Below are 16,895 nucleotides of genomic sequence, written 5' to 3'. Positions count from 1 at the left end.
GCACCCTGGAGTCGCCTTGTCCCGCCACGCCGACCCGTCTCACCTGTCCCGCCGTGGGCTGCTCGCCACCGTCGCCGGCGGGGCGGGGGGTCTCATCCTCGGAGGCATCGGAGCCGGCGCCGCGACCGCGGGCGCCGCCGACTCGCGGCTGCGCACCTTCGTGCTCGTCATCGACGGCTGCCGGCCGGACGAGATCCGTCCGTTCCTCATGCCGCGGGTGGCCGAGCTGCGGGACACCGGCACCACCTACCCGGATGCCGAGTCACTGCCGGTCATGGAGACCCTCCCCAACCACGTCATGATGATGACGGGCGTGCGCCCCGACCGCTCCGGCGTACCGGCGAACGCGGTGTACGACCGCGCCGAGAAGGCCGTGCGCGATCTGGACCAGCCCACCGATCTGCAGGCCACGACGCTGTTCGAGCTGTTCCGCAAGGCTGGGCGCACCAGTGGCACCGTGCTGTCGAAGGACTATCTGCACGGCATTTTCGGCACCCGTGCCGATGTGCAGTGGAAGCCCGAGCCGCTGGTTCCGGTCAGCGGGCACGCGCCGGACGTCTTCACCGCCGACGCCGCGATCGCCATGATCGATAACGCCGATCCGGACCTGATGTTCGTGAACTTCGGCGACGTGGACCGAGTCGGGCACAGCGACATCACTGGCACCACGCTCGAACTGGCGAGGAAGACCGCGCTCGCCGACACCGACGTCCAGATCGGCCGCGTCGTCGACCACCTCAAGGACACCGGCCGGTGGGCCAACAGTGTGCTGATGGTGCTGGCCGACCACTCCATGGACTGGTCCGTGCCCACCGCCATGGTCACCCTCGCGCCGGTTCTCGACACCGACCCGTTGCTGAAGGACCGGTACGCCATCGCCCAGAACGGAGGCGCCGATCTGCTCTACTGGACCGGTCCTGAGGACGAGCGCAGGCAGGCGGTCAAGCGGATGCGGGAACTCGTCGCCGCACAGGACGGGGTGCTCTCGGTGCACGACCCGTCGGAGCTCCGCTTGGGCGCCCGTGCGGGAGACCTCGTCGCGTACGTCCGGCCCGGTTACCGTTTCTCCGACCCGCGCCCGTACTCCAATCCGATTCCCGGCAACCACGGACACCCGGCGACGCTGCCCATCCCCTTCTTCGTCACCGGCGGCTCGACGCTCATCCGCCGCGGCGCCGTCAGCGACGCTCCCGCTCGAACGGTCGACGTCGCCCCGACGGTTGCCGCCCTGTACGGGCTGGGCCGCCCGTCCGGAGGCTGGGACGGCACGGCTCGCACCGACGCCTTCACCGGAACCGCCGCGCGCTGACCTGCACGGCCGCCTGACAGGGCCCGGGTCACACACCGGCTGCCCCCTTTGGTCTATGGCTTCGAGGTCGACCGTTCCCGTTAGGTCTCCCACCTTCTCGGCTAGGTCTAGACCAACTACTCTCGAAGCGCTTTCCCTGCCGGAGGGGAAACAGTGATCCCACGCGCTCCGGCATATCACTTCGCTCCATGCGCACATTGCCCGCTCGCGCACGGGCGTCGTTCCTGCTGACGGGGCCGCCGAGGCCCGCGTTCGCCCAGTTGTCCGCTCTGGTGGGCGCAGAAACCGTTCACCTGAAGGTTTGCCGGTCACGGGCGTGAAGCCCGTGACGAGGTCAGTCAGTGGGACCCGTGACGTTCCCCCGAAGGCGTCCCCCTGCGAAATCGGTCGATTCATCCAGACAAACACATCCGGGAGATTGCATGGCACTCTTGCGGGACAACACCCACCAACCAGCGCGGGACCGTCGTTCCGGTCGCTCCGGTTGGTTCTTCTCGAGGGCCCGCCGGTGGTACTCCGGTGTTGGCGTGGTCGCGGCCGCCTTTGCCCTGGTCATGGCGATCGCGCCGGCCAGTCACGCCACCATCATCTGGCAGGGCGGCGACAACCTTCCCGGCACGGGAACCTGCCCGGACGGCAGCATCACCTGGAACAACGATGCCCAGCAGGGCCGGGTGATCCGGTTCAGCGTCGTCGAACGGACCGGCCAGAACAGCGAGCGGTGCGAGATGGCCGTCGCCCGAAGGCTGCTGAGCGAGGGTCAGACCGTCTACATCGGCTGGAAGTCCAAGGTTGTCGTGCCGACGTCAAGCGGGTGGAACGGCATCCTCCAGTTGAAGAGCCACGGGGACTACGTAACCGGCCACCCTCTGAACATAGGCGTGAGCGGTGGACAGTTGACCCTGAACAACTTCGAGGACATCAACGGAGTGGAGACCAAGCGCACGGTGTGGTCCCGGCCTCTGCCGCAGAACACATGGTTCTCCATAATGCTGAAGATCCGCTACTCGGAGAACCGCAGCGTCGGCTACGTGCAGGTCTGGTACAACGGCGCGTGGCAGACGCTGGCCAACGGCTCGACCATCCACTACGGGCAGACGTGGGACGGCTCCGAGAACAACGTGCACTGGGGCATCTACCGCAGTGACGACGTCAACGGAACCCAGACCCACGACCTGTGGCGGCCCCGTATCGCCACCACCTGGCAGGAGGCCATCCCCAACGGCTGAGGCAGCAGCAACCCGCCCCCGCCCCGCCTGCGGCCCCGTCCGGCGGGGCGGGGGCCCGCTCGCGGCCTGCGGCTGACCACGGGTACCAGTAGCCCGTGCCCACGAACGGCCCCGTCCGGCGACGGCGAGCGAAACGGCCGGACGGGGCTTCCTGCCGTCGCCCTACACGTCGAAGACGGCCGCCACGGGCGCCTGATCGCTCTACCTTGCTCGTAGCCGGCGGGGCCGGGTTGGAGCGGCCCGGTGCATCCTCGTTCCCGCGAGCGTGACACCGTGATCACGTACTGACCGGGACACGAGCCGAGGGCAGACGCAGGCATGGGCCAGACCCTGGCGGAGATACTGGAGGCGGCGGGACGCGGGCGGTTCCCGCCGCCCGACGGCACCACGACCGTGGTGCCGCAGCCGAGCCGGCGCGATGCCGGGGTGATCGCCTTCACCGCGCACTCCGTGGTGTTCACCGACGAGGATCCTCGGTGGGTGCGTACGACGCTGGCGGCTCTGGACTGCGACGAGCTGGCCGCCGCCATGAACCCGCGGTTCCTGGGAGCCTTCCTGGACCGCACCGGGCGTTCGACCGACACGATCGACCTGCTGACGGTCGCCACTGCCCTGCCTGGCGAACCCGCGCTGGAGCTGCGCGAGATCGCGGATCCGGACCATCCACGGGTGATGCGGGCGCGAAAGCGCCGTGACGACGTGCGCGTCTGGGCAACAGACGGCGGCGTGCTCGTCCTCGGCCGGGGGGTGGCGGGCCGCTGGGAGGCGGCGATCGAAGTGGACGAGGGGGTACGCCACCGGGGGCTGGGTCGGGCGCTGGCGACGGCTGCCCGGCATCTCGTACCCGCGGGGGAACCGGTCTGGTCTCAGCAGGCTGCGGGCAACGCGCGCAGCGTACGCGCGTTCCAGGCCGCCGGGTTCCGGCCAGTCGGCGCGGAGGCACTGCTCATCGCCTCATAGGCCCGTGGTGCGCGGCGCGATGGGCGCTGATTCGCGCCCCGCATGACACACCGAGTGCCACCGACCGACCCCGTACCGCCTCCCGGGAAGCGGTGGCCGAGCAGTCGGCCGGAAACATCGGCGCGGCCGACGGTGTGGCGCTTGCAGGATGAGGGATCCGCAAAGGCGACCAGTGGAGGGGGCTGCATGCGCCACACGACCGTATCCGTCACAACGTCTTCGGTGATCTGGTCTCCCGCGCATCCTCGATTACGGCCGGGAGTTCACGGTTACCGCGGTTTCCACTTGGACCTGGGTGTTCCCCGGCGGCGCCTGGAGACGCCTGACGGGTTGGTGACCCTGCTGCTGATGTTCGAGGGCGGGCTGGACATCAGCCGGCCGGACGGCGGAGGCGACGGTGGGGACCGGTTCGGTTCGCTGGTCGCGGGGTTGCACACGCGGGCCCGGGTCGGCGCGCACGAAGGGCACCTGTACGGCATCGAGATCCTGCTGATGCCGTGGATGGCCTTCACCCTGTTCGGGACGCCCATGCACGATCTGGCGGAGATCATCGTCGAACCGGCCCAGGTGCTCGGTGGCCGGGCCGACGCTCTGACCACCGCGCTGTGCGCCCGGCCGGACTGGCGGGAGCGGTTCGCGCTGCTCGACTCGATGCTGACGCACTGGGCCGACTCGGGCCCCGCCCATTCCCCGCGGGTGGCATGGGCGTGGAGCAGGCTGACGGCCTCCGGCGGCCTGGTGCCGCTGGACCGGCTCGCGGCGGGCGCGGGCTGGGGGCGGCGGCAGTTGGAGTCCCGTTTCCGCGAACAGATCGGGCTGTCCCCGAAAGCGGCCGCACGGGTATTGCGATTACAGGGGGCGATGCGGCTGTTGATGCAGAGCGGCAGGCCGTCCGAGGTGGCCGCCGCATGCGGATTCAGTGACCAGGCGCACTTCTCGCGCGAGTTCAAGGCCATGACCGGCCTGACGGCGAAGGGATTTCTCCAGGAGTACGCCAGCGGGCCGACGTGGGAGCGCGTCGAGGGAAGGCCGACCAGCGTCCTGCTCGTCGCCTAGACCCTCCTGCGCCGTTTTTCCGGCACTGCGCTTTTCTTCAATACCCGGCCGTGGCGGGCGTGCCAGGATCCCTGACGTTCTGCCGCTCCAAAGGCACATCCGGGGGGATGCGGGAAGCCGCAGGTGAGCTCACCTGCCATGGCTTTCCGGAACGACGAGCCGAGATGGCCGCACCACTGGAGCGCGGCGGCGCACACGGCGCCGTCATCGACCACTCCTTGGTTGAAGGGGGAACTTTGAGGAAGAAACTCGCCGTCATTGTCAGTGCCACGGCACTGCTCGCTGCCACACCGGTCACGCAGGCCAGCGCAGACCCATCGATAAACCCGTCCTGTCCCTCTGGGTACGCCTGTTTCTGGCCGAACAAGAACTACGGCGGGAACCGGGGGAAGGTCTCGGGCAACAACGCGAACTTCCGCAAGCTGAAGAACTCCGCGCGGTCGTGCGGCAACAGGGGCTGGGAGGACTGCATCAGCTCGATCATGAACAACGGCAAGCAGTGCACGGTCTACTTCTACTCCCTGCGCAACTACTCGAAGAAGAGCCGCTGGCACAGCCTGTCCCGCAGGGACGCGGTGCCGGACTTCGGGAAGAAGCCGCCGACGGGTTTCAACGACCCCCGGTTCGACAACAGCATCAGCTCCAACAAGTGGTGCCGCTCGTAGTGAGCCGAGCGGCGAGGGCCGCGTGCTGCGCGCTGACGGCCCTGGTCACGGCCGTGCTGGTCGGCTGCGATACGTCGCAGCCGACCGGCCGGTCGGCCTCCCCGCTCCCGAAGCCGCCCGCCTTCTCGGGAAGACTCAGTACCTCGGCGGTCGATCTGGCCACCCACTCCGGTACCTGGCCGGCGACCCAGCGCACTCTCCAGTCCGCGCTCGACGAACTCGTGCGCGCCTGCCTGAAGAAGAAGGGATTCGGTTTTCCGGCCGATGACGTCGAGGCACTCACACCCCCTGAGGACGAAGCGGCGGCCATCGACCTGGCGGGCCGCCGGAAAACGGGATACGGCATCTCCGTGAACTCCACCGAAAGCACGGAGAATTCAGCTGAACTGCCGCCCGTGGACCGCTACTACGCCACCCTCTCCAAGCCGGAACAGCGGCGCTTCGACGAAGCGCTCGCCGGACCGCCCGACAGGAGACGGAAGGTGAGTGGCACGGGTTGGGGAGACGTACTCGTTCCGGAAGAGGGATGTGAGGCAGAAGGACGGCGCCAACTGGCCGGAGACGGCGTCCTCTGGGCGCGCATCACCTACGTACCGGAGAAGTTCGGCAATCAGCTGGCGGACCGGGTGGCAAAGGAGCCCGAATACACCAGAGTGGTGACGACGTGGCGATCGTGCATGAAGGCGCGCGGCCACCCCTATGAGGATCCCGATGGTATCCGGCCGCGACTGGAGAAGGAGTTCCGGACAACAGGTCCGACCGAGGCCTTCCGGAAGCGAGAGATCGCCGTCGCGGTGGCGGATGGTGAATGCGCGCTGCGCGCGCATATCCCATCGGTTTCCCTCGAGGTGCAACGCGGACTCGTCACCACCCTCACGCACCGCGAGCAGCGCACGCTCGCCGAGCTCGCGGCCTACCGGGACGCTGCGGTCGAGCGGGCCCGGAAGATCACGGCGACCGCGCAGAGCCGGGATCGCGCCGGATCGGCCCGCTCCCCGTAGAGAGGCGTCAGGCGCACAGGACCCAGGAGCCGGACGCGCCCACGCGGTTCGTGTGATCGGCGCGTCCGACCGGTGGGTCGTCACTCAGTTGACGTCCTGCCACGTGCTCAGAACGTCGCGAGACACCGTACCGACGCGCACCCGCTGAGGATGGTCGCCCACCTGGATGGAGGCGACCGGACTCCGGCCGGCGTAGTCGTAGACGTTGACCCGGTCGTCGCCGGCGATGGAGACCCAGCAGTGCTGGTCACCTGGCCCGTTCGTGGCCCAATAGGGACGGTCCTCGATGTGCGGGAGGGTGAAGAGCTTGCGGTCCGTGGGGTTGGCGATGTCGACCAGGCCGACGTAGTCGTCCATTGTCCCGGCCACGCACAGCTGCGTGCCGTCCGCGTTGATGGCCAGGCCATGGTGCGCGGAGTTCAGGACGTACTGGGACTTCCGCAGCGACTTCGCGTGCTCGCTCTGCGGCAGGCGCACCACCTCCGTCACCACCCCGCGCTCGAGGTCGAACACCACATAGCCGTGGAAGAACGAGATCTGCAGGTACGCCGTCTTCTCATCCGGTGAGATCGCCATCGGGCGCACCGCGGAGCTCATGCACGGGAATCCGGCGTCCTTCAGGGCCTGGCCGATGTCCCACTTCTTGAGAATGTCGAAGGAGGCGTTGTCCACGACCTGGAAGCGCTGGTCGCCCTTGGTGGGGTCGCTGAAGGGACAGAACTGCGAGGGATCGGTCGGCGTGTAGATCCGGCCGATGCTGGCATGGAAGATCCGTGACCCGTCCTTGCTGTAGTTGCTCTCGTGCGGCGTGTCCCCCGACTCGAACTGCCGCAGGCGTCGGCCCGTCTCGATATCGAGTTCGTCGACGTGGTTGGCCGTCGAGTCCGACACGAGCAGACGCGTGCCGTCCGGCGATACGTTCATGTGGTCCGCGCGCTGGCCGTGCATCGCGAAACGCCACACGATCTTGCCGCTGCTCAAGTCGATGCCGACCACGTCGGCGAAGCTCGGCCGCGAAACCGCGAGCAGCCGGCCGTCACGGGTGCTGAACATGTCGTCGACGTACTGGTCGTGGCCTTCACCGACCGCCTCACGGATGGCCAGGAAGAACGCCAGCCGCACCGGATTCAGATAGATCTCCGCAAGCCGCTCGGCCTTGTCCGGGATAACGTTCAGCCGCTTGATCTTCGTGAAGGACTTGGCGTCGATGACGTCGGCGGTCCCGTCCCAGTTGTTGCCGACGTACATCACTTTGCGTTCGCCGCTCGCCGCCGTGGACACGGTCGAAGTCGGGGCCGCACCCGCCGACGCCTGAACGGTCTGGTTGGTCACCACAGCGAGCAGGGTCGCAGCAAGGACTGCCGTGGCACGGCGCATGAGGATCTCCTAGGTAGTCACGTTCTCCAGTAGCAGTTGCCGCAGCCCCCGTCGTCGGTTGCCGGAACAGCTGTTTCCGGCGGCACGGTTGCCGATAACCGGCGCTCCGCCGACGGACATGTCCGGTGTGTGCCGATGTGTTGTCCTGACAGCGCTCGGGCCGTGAACTCACTCATCGCTTCGCTCCCGCTTGTGCCGGAATGAAGACCGGTAGCCCCGGCTCACCCGTCTCGACGTCGAGGATCGCGTGGTGGTCGGGATTCCCCGCGAGGTAGGACTGGTTGGCGACCAGAATGCGGGTCCCGAGAAAGGCGGCGCTGGACGGCGAGTCGAACGCGGCCGAGGACCCGTTCTCGCCGGTCAGCGGCAGGTCGGGGAATCGCTCGAGCTCTGTGCCGCCGGGCGTGATGACAGCGATCTGCGAGCTGCCGACCAGGCTGATGTAGATCCGGCCGGAGCGCGCGATGGCGAAGCCGTCGGGCAGGTCGCCGGGGCGGCTCTCCCAGACCGTCCGCAGCTCGCCTGCGGTGCCGTCGGGTCGGATCGGGACGGCGTACAGCTTCCCGGTCGTCGGATTCGGTTCGCCCAACCCGGCCGAGCTCTGCTGCGTCACCAGCAATGTGGCGCGGTCCCCGGCCAGCGCGATGCCGGTCGTCGAGAACGGCCCGCCGTCGAGCCGACGGTCGGCCAGCCAGAGCTTCGCCGCACCGCCACCGGGCGGCACCCGCCAGATGACCGACTGGGCGTAGTCGGTGACGTAGAGGCTGCCGTCCGGTCCCCAGGCGGCGAAGTTCGGGACGGCCGGGTCGTCGGTCAGCCGGGGCGAGCAGCTGGCGACCGGTTGCAGCGGCGCACAGCCGGGCAGGTCGGGAAAGGTGGCGTACGAGCTGAAGGCGCCGGTCGCCGGGTCGAGCAACAGCGCGCGGCCGGGGCTCTTGTCGAGCAGCACCAGCCGCCCGGACGCGTCGCTGATCGCCACCTGGACGCCGTGAGCGCCCTGGAGGTGCTGCCCGGGCACGGTCCAGGAGCGCTGCAGCGTGCCGTCCGCGGTCCACTCGAAGACCCGAGAGGGGACGCGGTCACCCTTCGGATCGGTGTAGGTGCCGGCGTAGACCCGGCCGTTCGGGTGGACGTACGCGGTGGCCGGGAAGCCCGGTGCCGGGACGAGGGAGAACACCCGGGTGTCCCAGCGGGGACGGGCTTCGTCCGCGAAGGCCGGGGCGGCGACGCGGGAGACGGCCGCGCCCACCAGCACGGCGAGGGCGGCGCGCCGCTTCACAGTGACTCCCTTATCTCGGCGGAAGCGCGCTCGCCGGAGCGGACGGCGCCGTCCATGAAGCCGTTCCAGAAGGTCGAGGTCTCGGTCCCGGCCCAATGCACCCGCCTGAACGGTTCGCGGATCGCCGCGCCGAAGTCGTACGTCGTGCCGGTGCCGGCCACCGACACCGGGCCGCCCAGCGTCCACGGCTCACGGGTCCAGTCCTGCTCGAAGTACTCGATCGGCGCGAGCGCCTGAGGGCCGACCGCCGTGGCGAAGTTCCTGAGTGCCGCGGCGCGCCGAGCCTGGGGACGGTCGCGGTACGCGCGCCACGCGTGACCGCCGATGAAACCCATGAGCACCCCCGGTGCACCGTCTCCTGGCGGGGTGTTGTCGAACATCGACCGGACGGGGCCTTCCAGGTTGACCGCCATGCCGGACAGGCCGGCGGCGCGCCAGAACGGCCGCGGGTAGACCGCCTCGACCTTCATCAGGGTGCCGAGCGGCAGCCGTTGGAACAGCGTCTCGTGCTGCACCGGGAGCCGCGGGGTCCACTGGATCCGCGCGGCGAGCGGCGGCGGGACCGCGACGACGACTCGCTTGGCCCGCCAGGTGCCGGCGTCGCTCACGACCGTCACTCCGGTGCTGTCCTGGTCGATGCGGCGCACCGGGGCCTTCAGGACCACCCGGCCGAGCTGCTCCGCCATCCGAATCGATATGGCCTGAGAACCGCCCTCGAACCGGCTGTCCTGTGCACCGCCGGCCTGCCCGATGCCGCGCTCCAGGGTGCCGGGGTTGCGCTCGTTGCCGAAGCAGGCGATGTAGTAGAGCGTGAACAGCAACGACGCGTCGCGGGCCTCACCACCGTAGGCGGAGCTGAGGAAGACGTTGGTCAGCTCCCGCGTGCGGGAGTGCACGTTGTTCCGGCGCAACCAGCTGTCCAGCGTCTCGCTGTCGTACGTCGCCGCCTTCGCCGCGGCCCAGGGTGCGTCGACCGGCACCTCGCGCGACATACGGTTGAGCCGCTCGATCGTGAGCGCGACGTCGGGCAGCGCGAGCGGGTCGGGCGGAATATCTCCGGTGTAGGTCCGCCGGATGCCGTCACCGTAGTAGACGTTCTTGCCGGGCCGGGTGGCGGGGTACGGTGCGACCCCCACCTCCTTGGCGAGCGCGAGGATGTGATCCTGCGTGGGCCCCACGAACTGGCCCCCCGCCTCGACGGCGTGCCCGCCTCCGAGGTCGTGGTTGAGTGTGCGGCCCCCGACCCGGCCCCGGGCTTCGAGCACGGCGACGGAATGGCCGGCCGCCACGAGCCTGCGGGCCGTGGTCAGCCCAGCCAATCCGGCGCCGACCACCACCACATCGACGCGCCTGGTCACTCCGTCCGCCGAGCGGGTTTCCGTCGAGGCCGCTGCCTGCACGGCCGACGGCCCGGTCGCCGCCAGACCGGCGCCCGCCACGAGAGCGGTGCCCCTGCCGAGGAGCCGGCGTCGGCTGAGTCTGTTCACATTCATTGCTGCCTCTTGCCGGTGTGCTTGGTGGGGTAACGCGCGGTGATGCCGCTGAGGTAGCCGCGGAGCATGACCTTCGCTTCGTCGAGCAGGGCCGGATCGCCGTCGGGGTCACGGCGGAAGGCTTCCTGAGTGATCGCGTCGGCGGCCAGGAACGCCGCGTGACACGCGGTGGCGAGGGCCTCGTCGTCCTCGGCGAGTTGGAGCGCGAGCACCACCCGGCGGATGCCGTCGGCCATCCGGCGCTTGTGTTCCCGGTCGGCGGCGCGGGTCTCTTCGGTCAGGCCGCGGCTGAACCACAGGGCGCGGAAGCCGTGTTCGGTGCGGTAGATCTCCGCGTAGGCGTCGATCAGTACGCCGACCGGGTCGTCCCACCGCTCGGCGGACGCGGCATGGACGAAGGTGTCCATGAGGTCTTCGAGCTCGGCGAGATAGCGGGAGGCCAGCGCATCGATGATCGCGCCACGATCCGGGAGGTACTGGTACAGCGAACCGACGGAGACCTTCGCCTCCGTCGCGACCCGGGTCGTGGTCAGCGCCTCGGTGCCCTCGCGCACCAGGAGGCGTTCGGCGGCCTGCAGGACGCGAGCCAGCCGAGCCTTGGCGCGCGCCTGCTGAGGGGTGCGGCGCAACCTGGACGTCGGCGGTACGCCCATCGTGTCGGAGGGCTCCGGTTCGGCGCTCACTGGGCCTCCCGAGAAATGTGAACGTGACTTTGTTTCGCATTCACGCTAGCGTCGCGGCCGTGACGAGCTCAACCCCCGAACACGACCGGCATCGTGCCGAGGTGGCTGCCGCCTGCCGACGGCTGGCCGCCGAGGGCCTGCTGATCGGCACGGCGGGCAACGTCAGCGCCCGCACCAGCGATCTGGTGGCGGTGACCGCGACCGGTGCGGTGCTGGCGGAGATCACCGCCGAGCAGGTCACCGTGGTCGATCGCGACGGGAACGTGGTCGCCGGGAGCCTGGCGCCGACGTCGGAGATCGACCTGCACCTCGGCGTCCACCGGCGGTACGGCGCCGGGGCGGTCGTCCACACGCACGCCCCGATGGCGACCGCGCTGTCGTGCGTGCTCGACGAATTGCCCTGTATTCACTATCAACTTCTCGCCCTGGGCGGTTCCGTACGCGTCGCGCCCTACGCCACCTTCGGAACGCCTGAATTGGCCGAGTCGGTGCTCACGGCACTCGAGGGCCGCTGCGCGGCGCTGATGGCGAACCACGGCGCGGTGACGCACGCACCGACCCTCGCCAAGGCCGTGGAGCACGCCCTGCTCCTGGAGTGGGCGTGCCGCGTCTACTGGCACGCGGCTGCCCTCGGCACCCCTCGCGTCCTCGACAGGCAGCAGCAACTGGCCGTGATCGAAGCCGCGATCGCACGCGACTACGGCACCACACGACCTGCGCAGGAGGAGCATTCCCGATGACCGAGACCACCGAGATGACCGTGATCACCATGGGTGTGCATGTGCTCGACGTGCTCGTCCGGCCGGTCGAGGCGATCCCGAAGGGCCAGGACGCCGCACTCGTCCAGGACATACGGATGACCGCCGCCGGCACGGCCGGCGGCACGGCGCTCACCCTCGCCAAGCTCGGCGCCACGGTGCACAGCGCCGGCGCGATCGGTGCGGACCCCACCGGTGACCTGCTCGTCAGCCTGCTGGAGCGGTCCGGCATCGACACCCGGGCCCTCGTCCGCCGACCGGACGTGCCCACGTCCGCCAGTGTGCTGCCGATCCGGCCGAATGGGGAACGGCCGTCGCTGCACCTGCTGGGCGGGAACATCACCTACCAGCTGGACGACGTGCCCTGGGACCTGGTCACCTCGGCCACCCATCTGCACTTCGGCGGCCCTGAGCTGCTGAGCGCCGACGTGGCCACGGAGGTTCTGCGGCGCGCGAAGGATCACGGGGTCGTCACGTCCGTCGACTTGCTCGCGCCGGGGGAGCTGGGCGACCTGCGCATGATCGAGGGGGTGCTGCCCCACGTCGACTTCCTGCTGCCCAACGACGAGCAGGTGCTCGGCTTCACCGACGAGCGCGATCTCGTGGCCGCCGCGAAGAGGCTGATCGCCGCCGGTGCCGGGATGGTTGCCGTGACCTGCGGTGGTGACGGGGCGCTGCTGGTGGACGGCGACACAGTGGAGCGCGTTCCCGCATTCGCCGTCGACGTCATCGACACCACCGGGTGCGGTGACGCCTTCTCCGCCGGGTTCCTCCGCGGTGTCTCGCTGGGCCGGTCGGCGCGCGACGCCGCGGTGCTGGGTTCGGCATCCGCGGCCCTGGTCGCTCAGGGCCTGGGCAGCGACCACGGCGACTTCGACCTGACCACCGCCGACCTGTTCGCCGCGGCCACGCCGGTCCGAGACGTATGACGAGCGTCTGACGGAGCTGGACGCCGTCGGCCTGCCGGACAGCGGACGGGCGTAGGTCACGCGGGGGCGCAGCAGGGCAAGGACTGATCGGGCGAAGCCCATCGCCGCCCGGAGGTTCAGGCGGCGATGGGCTTCGCCCGGGCCGGGCCCCCGGTCTGCGAGCGGGAGCGCGGCCAGTGAGCGGGACCGCTCTTGGGCCCCGGCGGTCAGCTCTTCTGGCCGGTGCTGCGGCGGCGGATCAGGTACATGGCCCCACCAGCAAGGACAAGGGCCCCGCCGACGCCGGCGATGATGGGTGTGGCGGAGCTGCTACCGGTCTCAGCAAGGTCCCCGCCGCCGTCGCCGGTCTGAGTACCGGGTTGGTTACCCCCGGAGTCGTCACCCTCGCCGCCGTTCGAACCGGACCCGCCGGAAGACTGGCCGTCCGTCGTGCCACCGTCGGAGCCGCCGCCGTCCGAACCGCCGTCGGTGGCGCCGGAGCCGCCCGGCATGGTGCAGGTGGCCTCGGCGAGCACGATCTCACCGGATGCCTTCACCACACCGATCGCGGCCGGGTTCACTGTGTACGTCAGCCGGAGCGCGGTGGCGGCACCCATGCTGTCCGTTGTGCTCGCCTCCTCCAGGACCAGGTCCACGGTGCCGACGCCCGGCACCGCAACGTGCTGGCTGCCGGGCCCGTCGACCGTGACCGGCGTGCCGAGAACGGAGACCTTGTCGGCCAGCGCGGCCTTCGCGGTCGGCTTCTTGCCCTTCTCGCAGGAAGCGGTGGCCTGCAGAACGTCCGCGCTCAGCAGCGGGGTGGCGGACAGGCCAGGTGCGTAGGCCCGTACGCCGACCAGCTTGACGTCGCCCACCGACCGCTGCGCGTTCCCCTTGGCGCTGGCACGGGCGACCTCGGCCTTGACCAGCGTCAGGGGCTGCCCCTTGTTCGCACCGTTCACCTCGGCGGTGAGCAGTGTCCGCTCGGCGTCCTCGGGCGCGCTCACGTCGTTGAGCGCCGCCTTGACCGGAACCGTGCCGACGCCGTTGACGGAGACGTCAAGATCGGCGCGCGCCGCGACGGCGGTCGCCTTTCCGGTGGCAGCGGAGCGCTCCTCCGTGGGCGCGGCGTAGGCCGGGCCGGCCGATAGTGCACCGCTCACCACGAGGGCTGCGGCGCCCAGGAGAGCGGCTGGGCGTGCGGGCACGCCAAAGACATGCGTGTACATCTGAGAACCCCCACCAAAGAATTGGAGCCGCCGGCACCGCTGTGCTCAGGACAGCGCGTTCGCCGACGACCTCGACCGGCAGATCATGGCGCGCCGACAGCCACAGTGGGATATCCGCTACGGCAACTCGTTAGTAACTTTTCGGTTTCGCTTGGCAGGTGAGCGTCCCCGACATCCGGTACAAGGCCATGGTCGGGCTCGGCCGCGTACTGCCCCGCCAACTCGCGGCCCGATGGTCCGCCAAAGCGGGCAGCCGCCACCACTGATCACAGGGGCCGAGCGCGGACGCCGCGGTGGGGGGCACCTCTGCTCAGGGTGCATCACGATGTGCACGTAACGTTCGAGGGACTGACCTGGTACCGCCGGCCAATCGGCCGGAAATCAGGCGAGCCAGCTGTAGGGCAGGCGGAGGATCGCGGCAACACGTGCGGCAACGACCGGAGCGTGCGGCGGAACCCCACCGTCGGCAAGGCCGCAGCTCAGGTGTAGATGAAGGGACTGCAGCGTGGCGAAGGTGTTGAAGGCCCACGGTGGGACGGGGCCGGGGCCTCCACCGTCGAAGGCGTCCGCCACCACGGTCAACCAGCCGGTGGCCTGCTCGGCCGTCAAGCCGGGAGCGAGCAGGATGAGAGTGAGCGCGCGAGCAAGACGCGCATCCTCCAACTGCGCATAGCGGTAGTCGGTATGCGCGGCCGTCATCCGGCGGGCGCACAGTTCCAGCAGTTCGGTGCGGCGGGTGGGCAGAGCCTGTGCGAACGCGGCGGCCGCGTCGGCGCCGTGGGCGACAGCGTGCAGCCAACCCAGGGAGTCGTCCCAGCCGCGGGTGTCGCGCTCGGACGGGTACCAGGAAGAGAACCCGGAATACCAGCGCTCCGCGGCCGCCTCCGGCACGACGCCGGGGACGGTATGTCCGCGCGTGAGAACGCACCGCAGAACGAGCGGAGCGAAGGTTCGAGCCTGAACCTCAGGGTGGGTGAAACGGTCCGCGGCGGTGTCACCGAGATCTTCCAGGACCTCATCGAGGTGCCCTTCCTGGATCCAGCGCGCGGCGGCGCTGTAGGCGAGCTCGTCACGGACCGCGGGGTCGGGAGACACCAGCATGGCCGACAGCTCGTCGCCGAGCCGGGAGGGCGATACGGCGTCAGGAAAGGGGAAGCCATCGGCAGCGATCGACGGCCAGTGGACAAGATCCCAACTCACTGCGTCAGCCTTCCACGCGCCACGGAGCCGGGCAAGGAGACCTGGACACGAACGCGCGCAACAGCCTCACCAGCAAAGACCCGTCGCGACGGCGCGCCTTCCGCACCACCTCGCAGTGTTGGCGCCCATGCCAACCAGATCGGCGGGACCGAGCGAGGTGAGCTGGATTCCGTGGACCTTGGTGCCCAACTCGGCCGAAGGAGCCCGGCAACGACGTGTGCAGCGCAAACCGGGTCACGGTCGGTTCAATGCCCGGGTAGGCCCGCCTATCTGCCGATCGCGATGCTGTAGGCACAGAGTGCGACGACACCGGCCACGCAGGCGATGATCAGCCAGGAGCCGAGGTTCGTGCGTCTCCCTCTGCGCCCGGACCGCGGGGGCTTGCGGGACCGCGGTGGCTGCCCGGACCGCCGCCCGGTCCGACCAGACGCCGGCGGTCTGGGCACAACCGGTGCGGCATCCACAGCGGCCTCGGCGAGCAGACGACGGCAGGTCGCGGCGAGTTCGCCCGTTCCGGCGGAGAGTGGCATGACAGCCTCCGAACGCGCCGGGGCGGTAGTGCCGCCGTCGAGGATGCGGCCCGCACGAATGACGATCTCGTCCATGCCCCCCGCAGGAGCGAGACTGATCCAGCGCTGCACGTGCTCACCTCGGATGACCACACTCCCGGACCGGTCCCGGTACAGGGTGTGCTCCCGCCACAGCGTCGACGCCAACTCCCCCGCGATTTCCCTGAGTTGTGCCCCCATGACCCCTCCCCCTTCGCCATACGGCGAATCGAACAAGCATGGCACTCTAGCGCCAGAGGCACACCGCCTCGTCCATCGGGGCCCTGCGGCGTAGCCCGTAAACGTCGCGTTCCTGCTGGACAGTCCGGAGGGCACATTGGGGAGGGGCGAGACGCCTTCGGCGCCGTCCCGCTCCGCCACGGGCGTGCAATGATCACGATGCGGTCGGGGGCCGTCATCTCAGCACGAAACATGGCCGCTTCGGGCCGCACCACCGCAGCCGATCGACGAAAGGCCATCCGTGCGCAGGCTCGTCTACTACATCGCCACCACACTCGACGGTTTCATCGCCGGGCCGGACGGCGCCGACCCCACCGGCCCGAACGGCTTCTGGCCGATCCCCGAGGACTACCTCCGGCACATCGCGGCCGAATACCCGGAGACTCTGCCTGCCCCGGCCCGGGCGGCGCTGTCCGTCACGGCCGAAGGAACACGCTTCGACACCGTCCTCGAAGGACGGCGGAGCTACGAGATCGGCCTCGAAGCCGGGATCACCGATGCCTACCCCCACCTGCGCCATCTGGTCTTCTCTCGAACTCTGGCCGAGAGCCCGGACCCGGCCGTCGAACTGGTCGCCGACGACCCGGTGGCAACGGTACGGAGGCTGAAGCAGGAGGTCGGCAAGGACATCTGGCTGATCGGCGGCGCCGAGCTGGCAAGTGCCCTGTACTCCGAGATCGATCAGCTGATCCTCAAGGTGGGACCGCTGACCATCGGCGCGGGGATACCGCTCTTCTCCCACACGGCCGCGTTCGACCCGCGCAGCTGGGAACTCACGGACCACACCCTCTTGAAGAGCGGAGCGGTCTTCCTCACCTACGCGCGCGTCACCCACTAGGGCGTGTCCGACGGGTCGCGTGACCGAACTGCGCTGGTGTCGTTCCGGCCAGCGTGGGGCGAGGTGATCTGTCGGATCGGGAGTGGGCCCGGCTTGAGCCGTACTTGCCGAAGAACACGGGA

At 69.6% G+C, this 16,895-nt stretch carries 16 protein-coding genes; 9 read left to right on the top strand and 7 right to left on the bottom strand.

Features of this window, described 5'->3' with window-relative positions:
• Nucleotides 1-16 precede the first annotated feature (16 nt).
• The 6 genes from ACTWQI_RS19015 to ACTWQI_RS18990 all read left to right on the top strand — a co-directional run bounded on the left by ACTWQI_RS19015 (nt 17) and on the right by ACTWQI_RS18990 (nt 6,220).
• Nucleotides 17-1,309 carry an alkaline phosphatase family protein gene (locus ACTWQI_RS19015; RefSeq protein WP_443271942.1) on the top strand — a complete coding sequence of 431 codons (1,293 nt, stop codon included), beginning with the start codon at nt 17-19 and terminating at the stop codon, nt 1,307-1,309.
• 422 nt (nt 1,310-1,731) lie between these two features.
• Complete coding sequence (locus tag ACTWQI_RS19010) at nt 1,732-2,538, top strand: hypothetical protein (RefSeq protein WP_443271940.1); 807 nt, start codon at nt 1,732-1,734, stop codon at nt 2,536-2,538.
• 318 nt (nt 2,539-2,856) lie between these two features.
• Nucleotides 2,857-3,498: a GNAT family N-acetyltransferase gene (locus tag ACTWQI_RS19005; RefSeq protein ID WP_443271939.1), complete on the top strand. Its 642-nt coding sequence runs from the start codon at nt 2,857-2,859 to the stop codon at nt 3,496-3,498.
• A gap of 333 nt (nt 3,499-3,831) precedes the next feature.
• The gene (locus ACTWQI_RS19000) at nt 3,832-4,554 is read left to right on the top strand and encodes a helix-turn-helix domain-containing protein (protein WP_443272182.1); all 723 of its coding nucleotides are present in this window, start codon (nt 3,832-3,834) and stop codon (nt 4,552-4,554) included.
• A 164-nt stretch (nt 4,555-4,718) separates the two neighbouring features.
• A complete protein-coding gene (locus ACTWQI_RS18995) occupies nt 4,719-5,219 on the top strand; it encodes a peptidase inhibitor family I36 protein (RefSeq protein ID WP_443271938.1) in 501 nt (166 codons plus the stop codon).
• Nucleotides 5,204-6,220, top strand: a complete 1,017-nt coding sequence (locus tag ACTWQI_RS18990) for a hypothetical protein (protein ID WP_443271936.1) — start codon at nt 5,204-5,206, stop codon at nt 6,218-6,220. Before ACTWQI_RS18995 ends, ACTWQI_RS18990 begins: the two co-directional genes overlap by 16 nt.
• A gap of 84 nt (nt 6,221-6,304) precedes the next feature.
• Here the strand turns inward: ACTWQI_RS18990 and ACTWQI_RS18985 are convergent, their stop codons facing one another.
• The 4 genes from ACTWQI_RS18985 to ACTWQI_RS18970 form a co-directional block, all read right to left on the bottom strand.
• On the bottom strand, nt 6,305-7,597 hold the full coding sequence (locus ACTWQI_RS18985) for a YncE family protein (RefSeq protein ID WP_443271934.1): 1,293 nt from the start codon (nt 7,595-7,597) through the stop codon (nt 6,305-6,307).
• A gap of 172 nt (nt 7,598-7,769) precedes the next feature.
• Nucleotides 7,770-8,876: an SMP-30/gluconolactonase/LRE family protein gene (locus ACTWQI_RS18980; RefSeq protein ID WP_443271932.1), complete on the bottom strand. Its 1,107-nt coding sequence runs from the start codon at nt 8,874-8,876 to the stop codon at nt 7,770-7,772.
• On the bottom strand, nt 8,873-10,369 hold the full coding sequence (locus ACTWQI_RS18975) for a flavin monoamine oxidase family protein (RefSeq protein ID WP_443271931.1): 1,497 nt from the start codon (nt 10,367-10,369) through the stop codon (nt 8,873-8,875). Before ACTWQI_RS18975 ends, ACTWQI_RS18980 begins: the two co-directional genes overlap by 4 nt.
• Nucleotides 10,366-11,022 (bottom strand): TetR family transcriptional regulator, encoded by a 657-nt coding sequence (locus ACTWQI_RS18970; RefSeq protein WP_443272180.1) that lies wholly within the window; start codon nt 11,020-11,022, stop codon nt 10,366-10,368. The genes ACTWQI_RS18975 and ACTWQI_RS18970 overlap by 4 nt, the downstream gene beginning before the upstream one ends.
• Nucleotides 11,023-11,111: 89 nt before the next feature.
• Here ACTWQI_RS18970 and ACTWQI_RS18965 point away from each other — a divergent pair, with 89 nt between their 5' ends.
• On the top strand, nt 11,112-11,792 hold the full coding sequence (locus ACTWQI_RS18965) for a class II aldolase/adducin family protein (protein ID WP_443271929.1): 681 nt from the start codon (nt 11,112-11,114) through the stop codon (nt 11,790-11,792).
• 14 nt (nt 11,793-11,806) lie between these two features.
• The gene (locus tag ACTWQI_RS18960; RefSeq protein ID WP_443272179.1) at nt 11,807-12,739 is read left to right on the top strand and encodes a carbohydrate kinase family protein; all 933 of its coding nucleotides are present in this window, start codon (nt 11,807-11,809) and stop codon (nt 12,737-12,739) included.
• Nucleotides 12,740-12,945: 206 nt separating this feature from the next.
• On the opposite strand, the gene ACTWQI_RS18955 is transcribed toward ACTWQI_RS18960, so the two are convergent.
• The 3 genes from ACTWQI_RS18955 to ACTWQI_RS18945 form a co-directional block, all read right to left on the bottom strand.
• Complete coding sequence (locus ACTWQI_RS18955) at nt 12,946-13,926, bottom strand: SCO1860 family LAETG-anchored protein (protein WP_443271928.1); 981 nt, start codon at nt 13,924-13,926, stop codon at nt 12,946-12,948.
• Nucleotides 13,927-14,328: 402 nt separating this feature from the next.
• A complete protein-coding gene (locus tag ACTWQI_RS18950) occupies nt 14,329-15,147 on the bottom strand; it encodes a DUF2785 domain-containing protein (RefSeq protein ID WP_443271927.1) in 819 nt (272 codons plus the stop codon).
• Between the two features lie 266 nt (nt 15,148-15,413).
• Nucleotides 15,414-15,896 (bottom strand): hypothetical protein, encoded by a 483-nt coding sequence (locus ACTWQI_RS18945; RefSeq protein WP_443271926.1) that lies wholly within the window; start codon nt 15,894-15,896, stop codon nt 15,414-15,416.
• 280 nt (nt 15,897-16,176) lie between these two features.
• Here ACTWQI_RS18945 and ACTWQI_RS18940 point away from each other — a divergent pair, with 280 nt between their 5' ends.
• Nucleotides 16,177-16,773 (top strand): dihydrofolate reductase family protein, encoded by a 597-nt coding sequence (locus ACTWQI_RS18940; protein WP_443271924.1) that lies wholly within the window; start codon nt 16,177-16,179, stop codon nt 16,771-16,773.
• The last annotated feature ends 122 nt before the right edge of the window (nt 16,774-16,895 follow it).

Source organism: Streptomyces sp. KR80, from assembly GCF_052245555.1.
Lineage (GTDB): Bacteria > Actinomycetota > Actinomycetes > Streptomycetales > Streptomycetaceae > Streptomyces.
Note: the sequence above shows the minus strand (reverse complement) of the source record. Positions and strands in the feature narration are given on the sequence as shown.

Bases quoted from the DNA above. Each gene is read 5' to 3' on its own strand.
- ACTWQI_RS19010 (WP_443271940.1), top strand. From the start codon at position 1,732: ATGGCACTCTTGCGGGACAACACCCACCAACCAGCGCGGGACCGTCGT.
- ACTWQI_RS19005 (WP_443271939.1), top strand. From the start codon at position 2,857: ATGGGCCAGACCCTGGCGGAGATACTGGAGGCGGCGGGACGCGGGCGG.
- ACTWQI_RS18995 (WP_443271938.1), top strand. From the start codon at position 4,719: ATGGCCGCACCACTGGAGCGCGGCGGCGCACACGGCGCCGTCATCGAC.
- ACTWQI_RS18985 (WP_443271934.1), bottom strand. From the start codon at position 7,597: ATGCGCCGTGCCACGGCAGTCCTTGCTGCGACCCTGCTCGCTGTGGTG.
- ACTWQI_RS18975 (WP_443271931.1), bottom strand. From the start codon at position 10,369: ATGAATGTGAACAGACTCAGCCGACGCCGGCTCCTCGGCAGGGGCACC.
- ACTWQI_RS18970 (WP_443272180.1), bottom strand. From the start codon at position 11,022: ATGGGCGTACCGCCGACGTCCAGGTTGCGCCGCACCCCTCAGCAGGCG.
- ACTWQI_RS18960 (WP_443272179.1), top strand. From the start codon at position 11,807: ATGACCGTGATCACCATGGGTGTGCATGTGCTCGACGTGCTCGTCCGG.
- ACTWQI_RS18945 (WP_443271926.1), bottom strand. From the start codon at position 15,896: ATGGGGGCACAACTCAGGGAAATCGCGGGGGAGTTGGCGTCGACGCTG.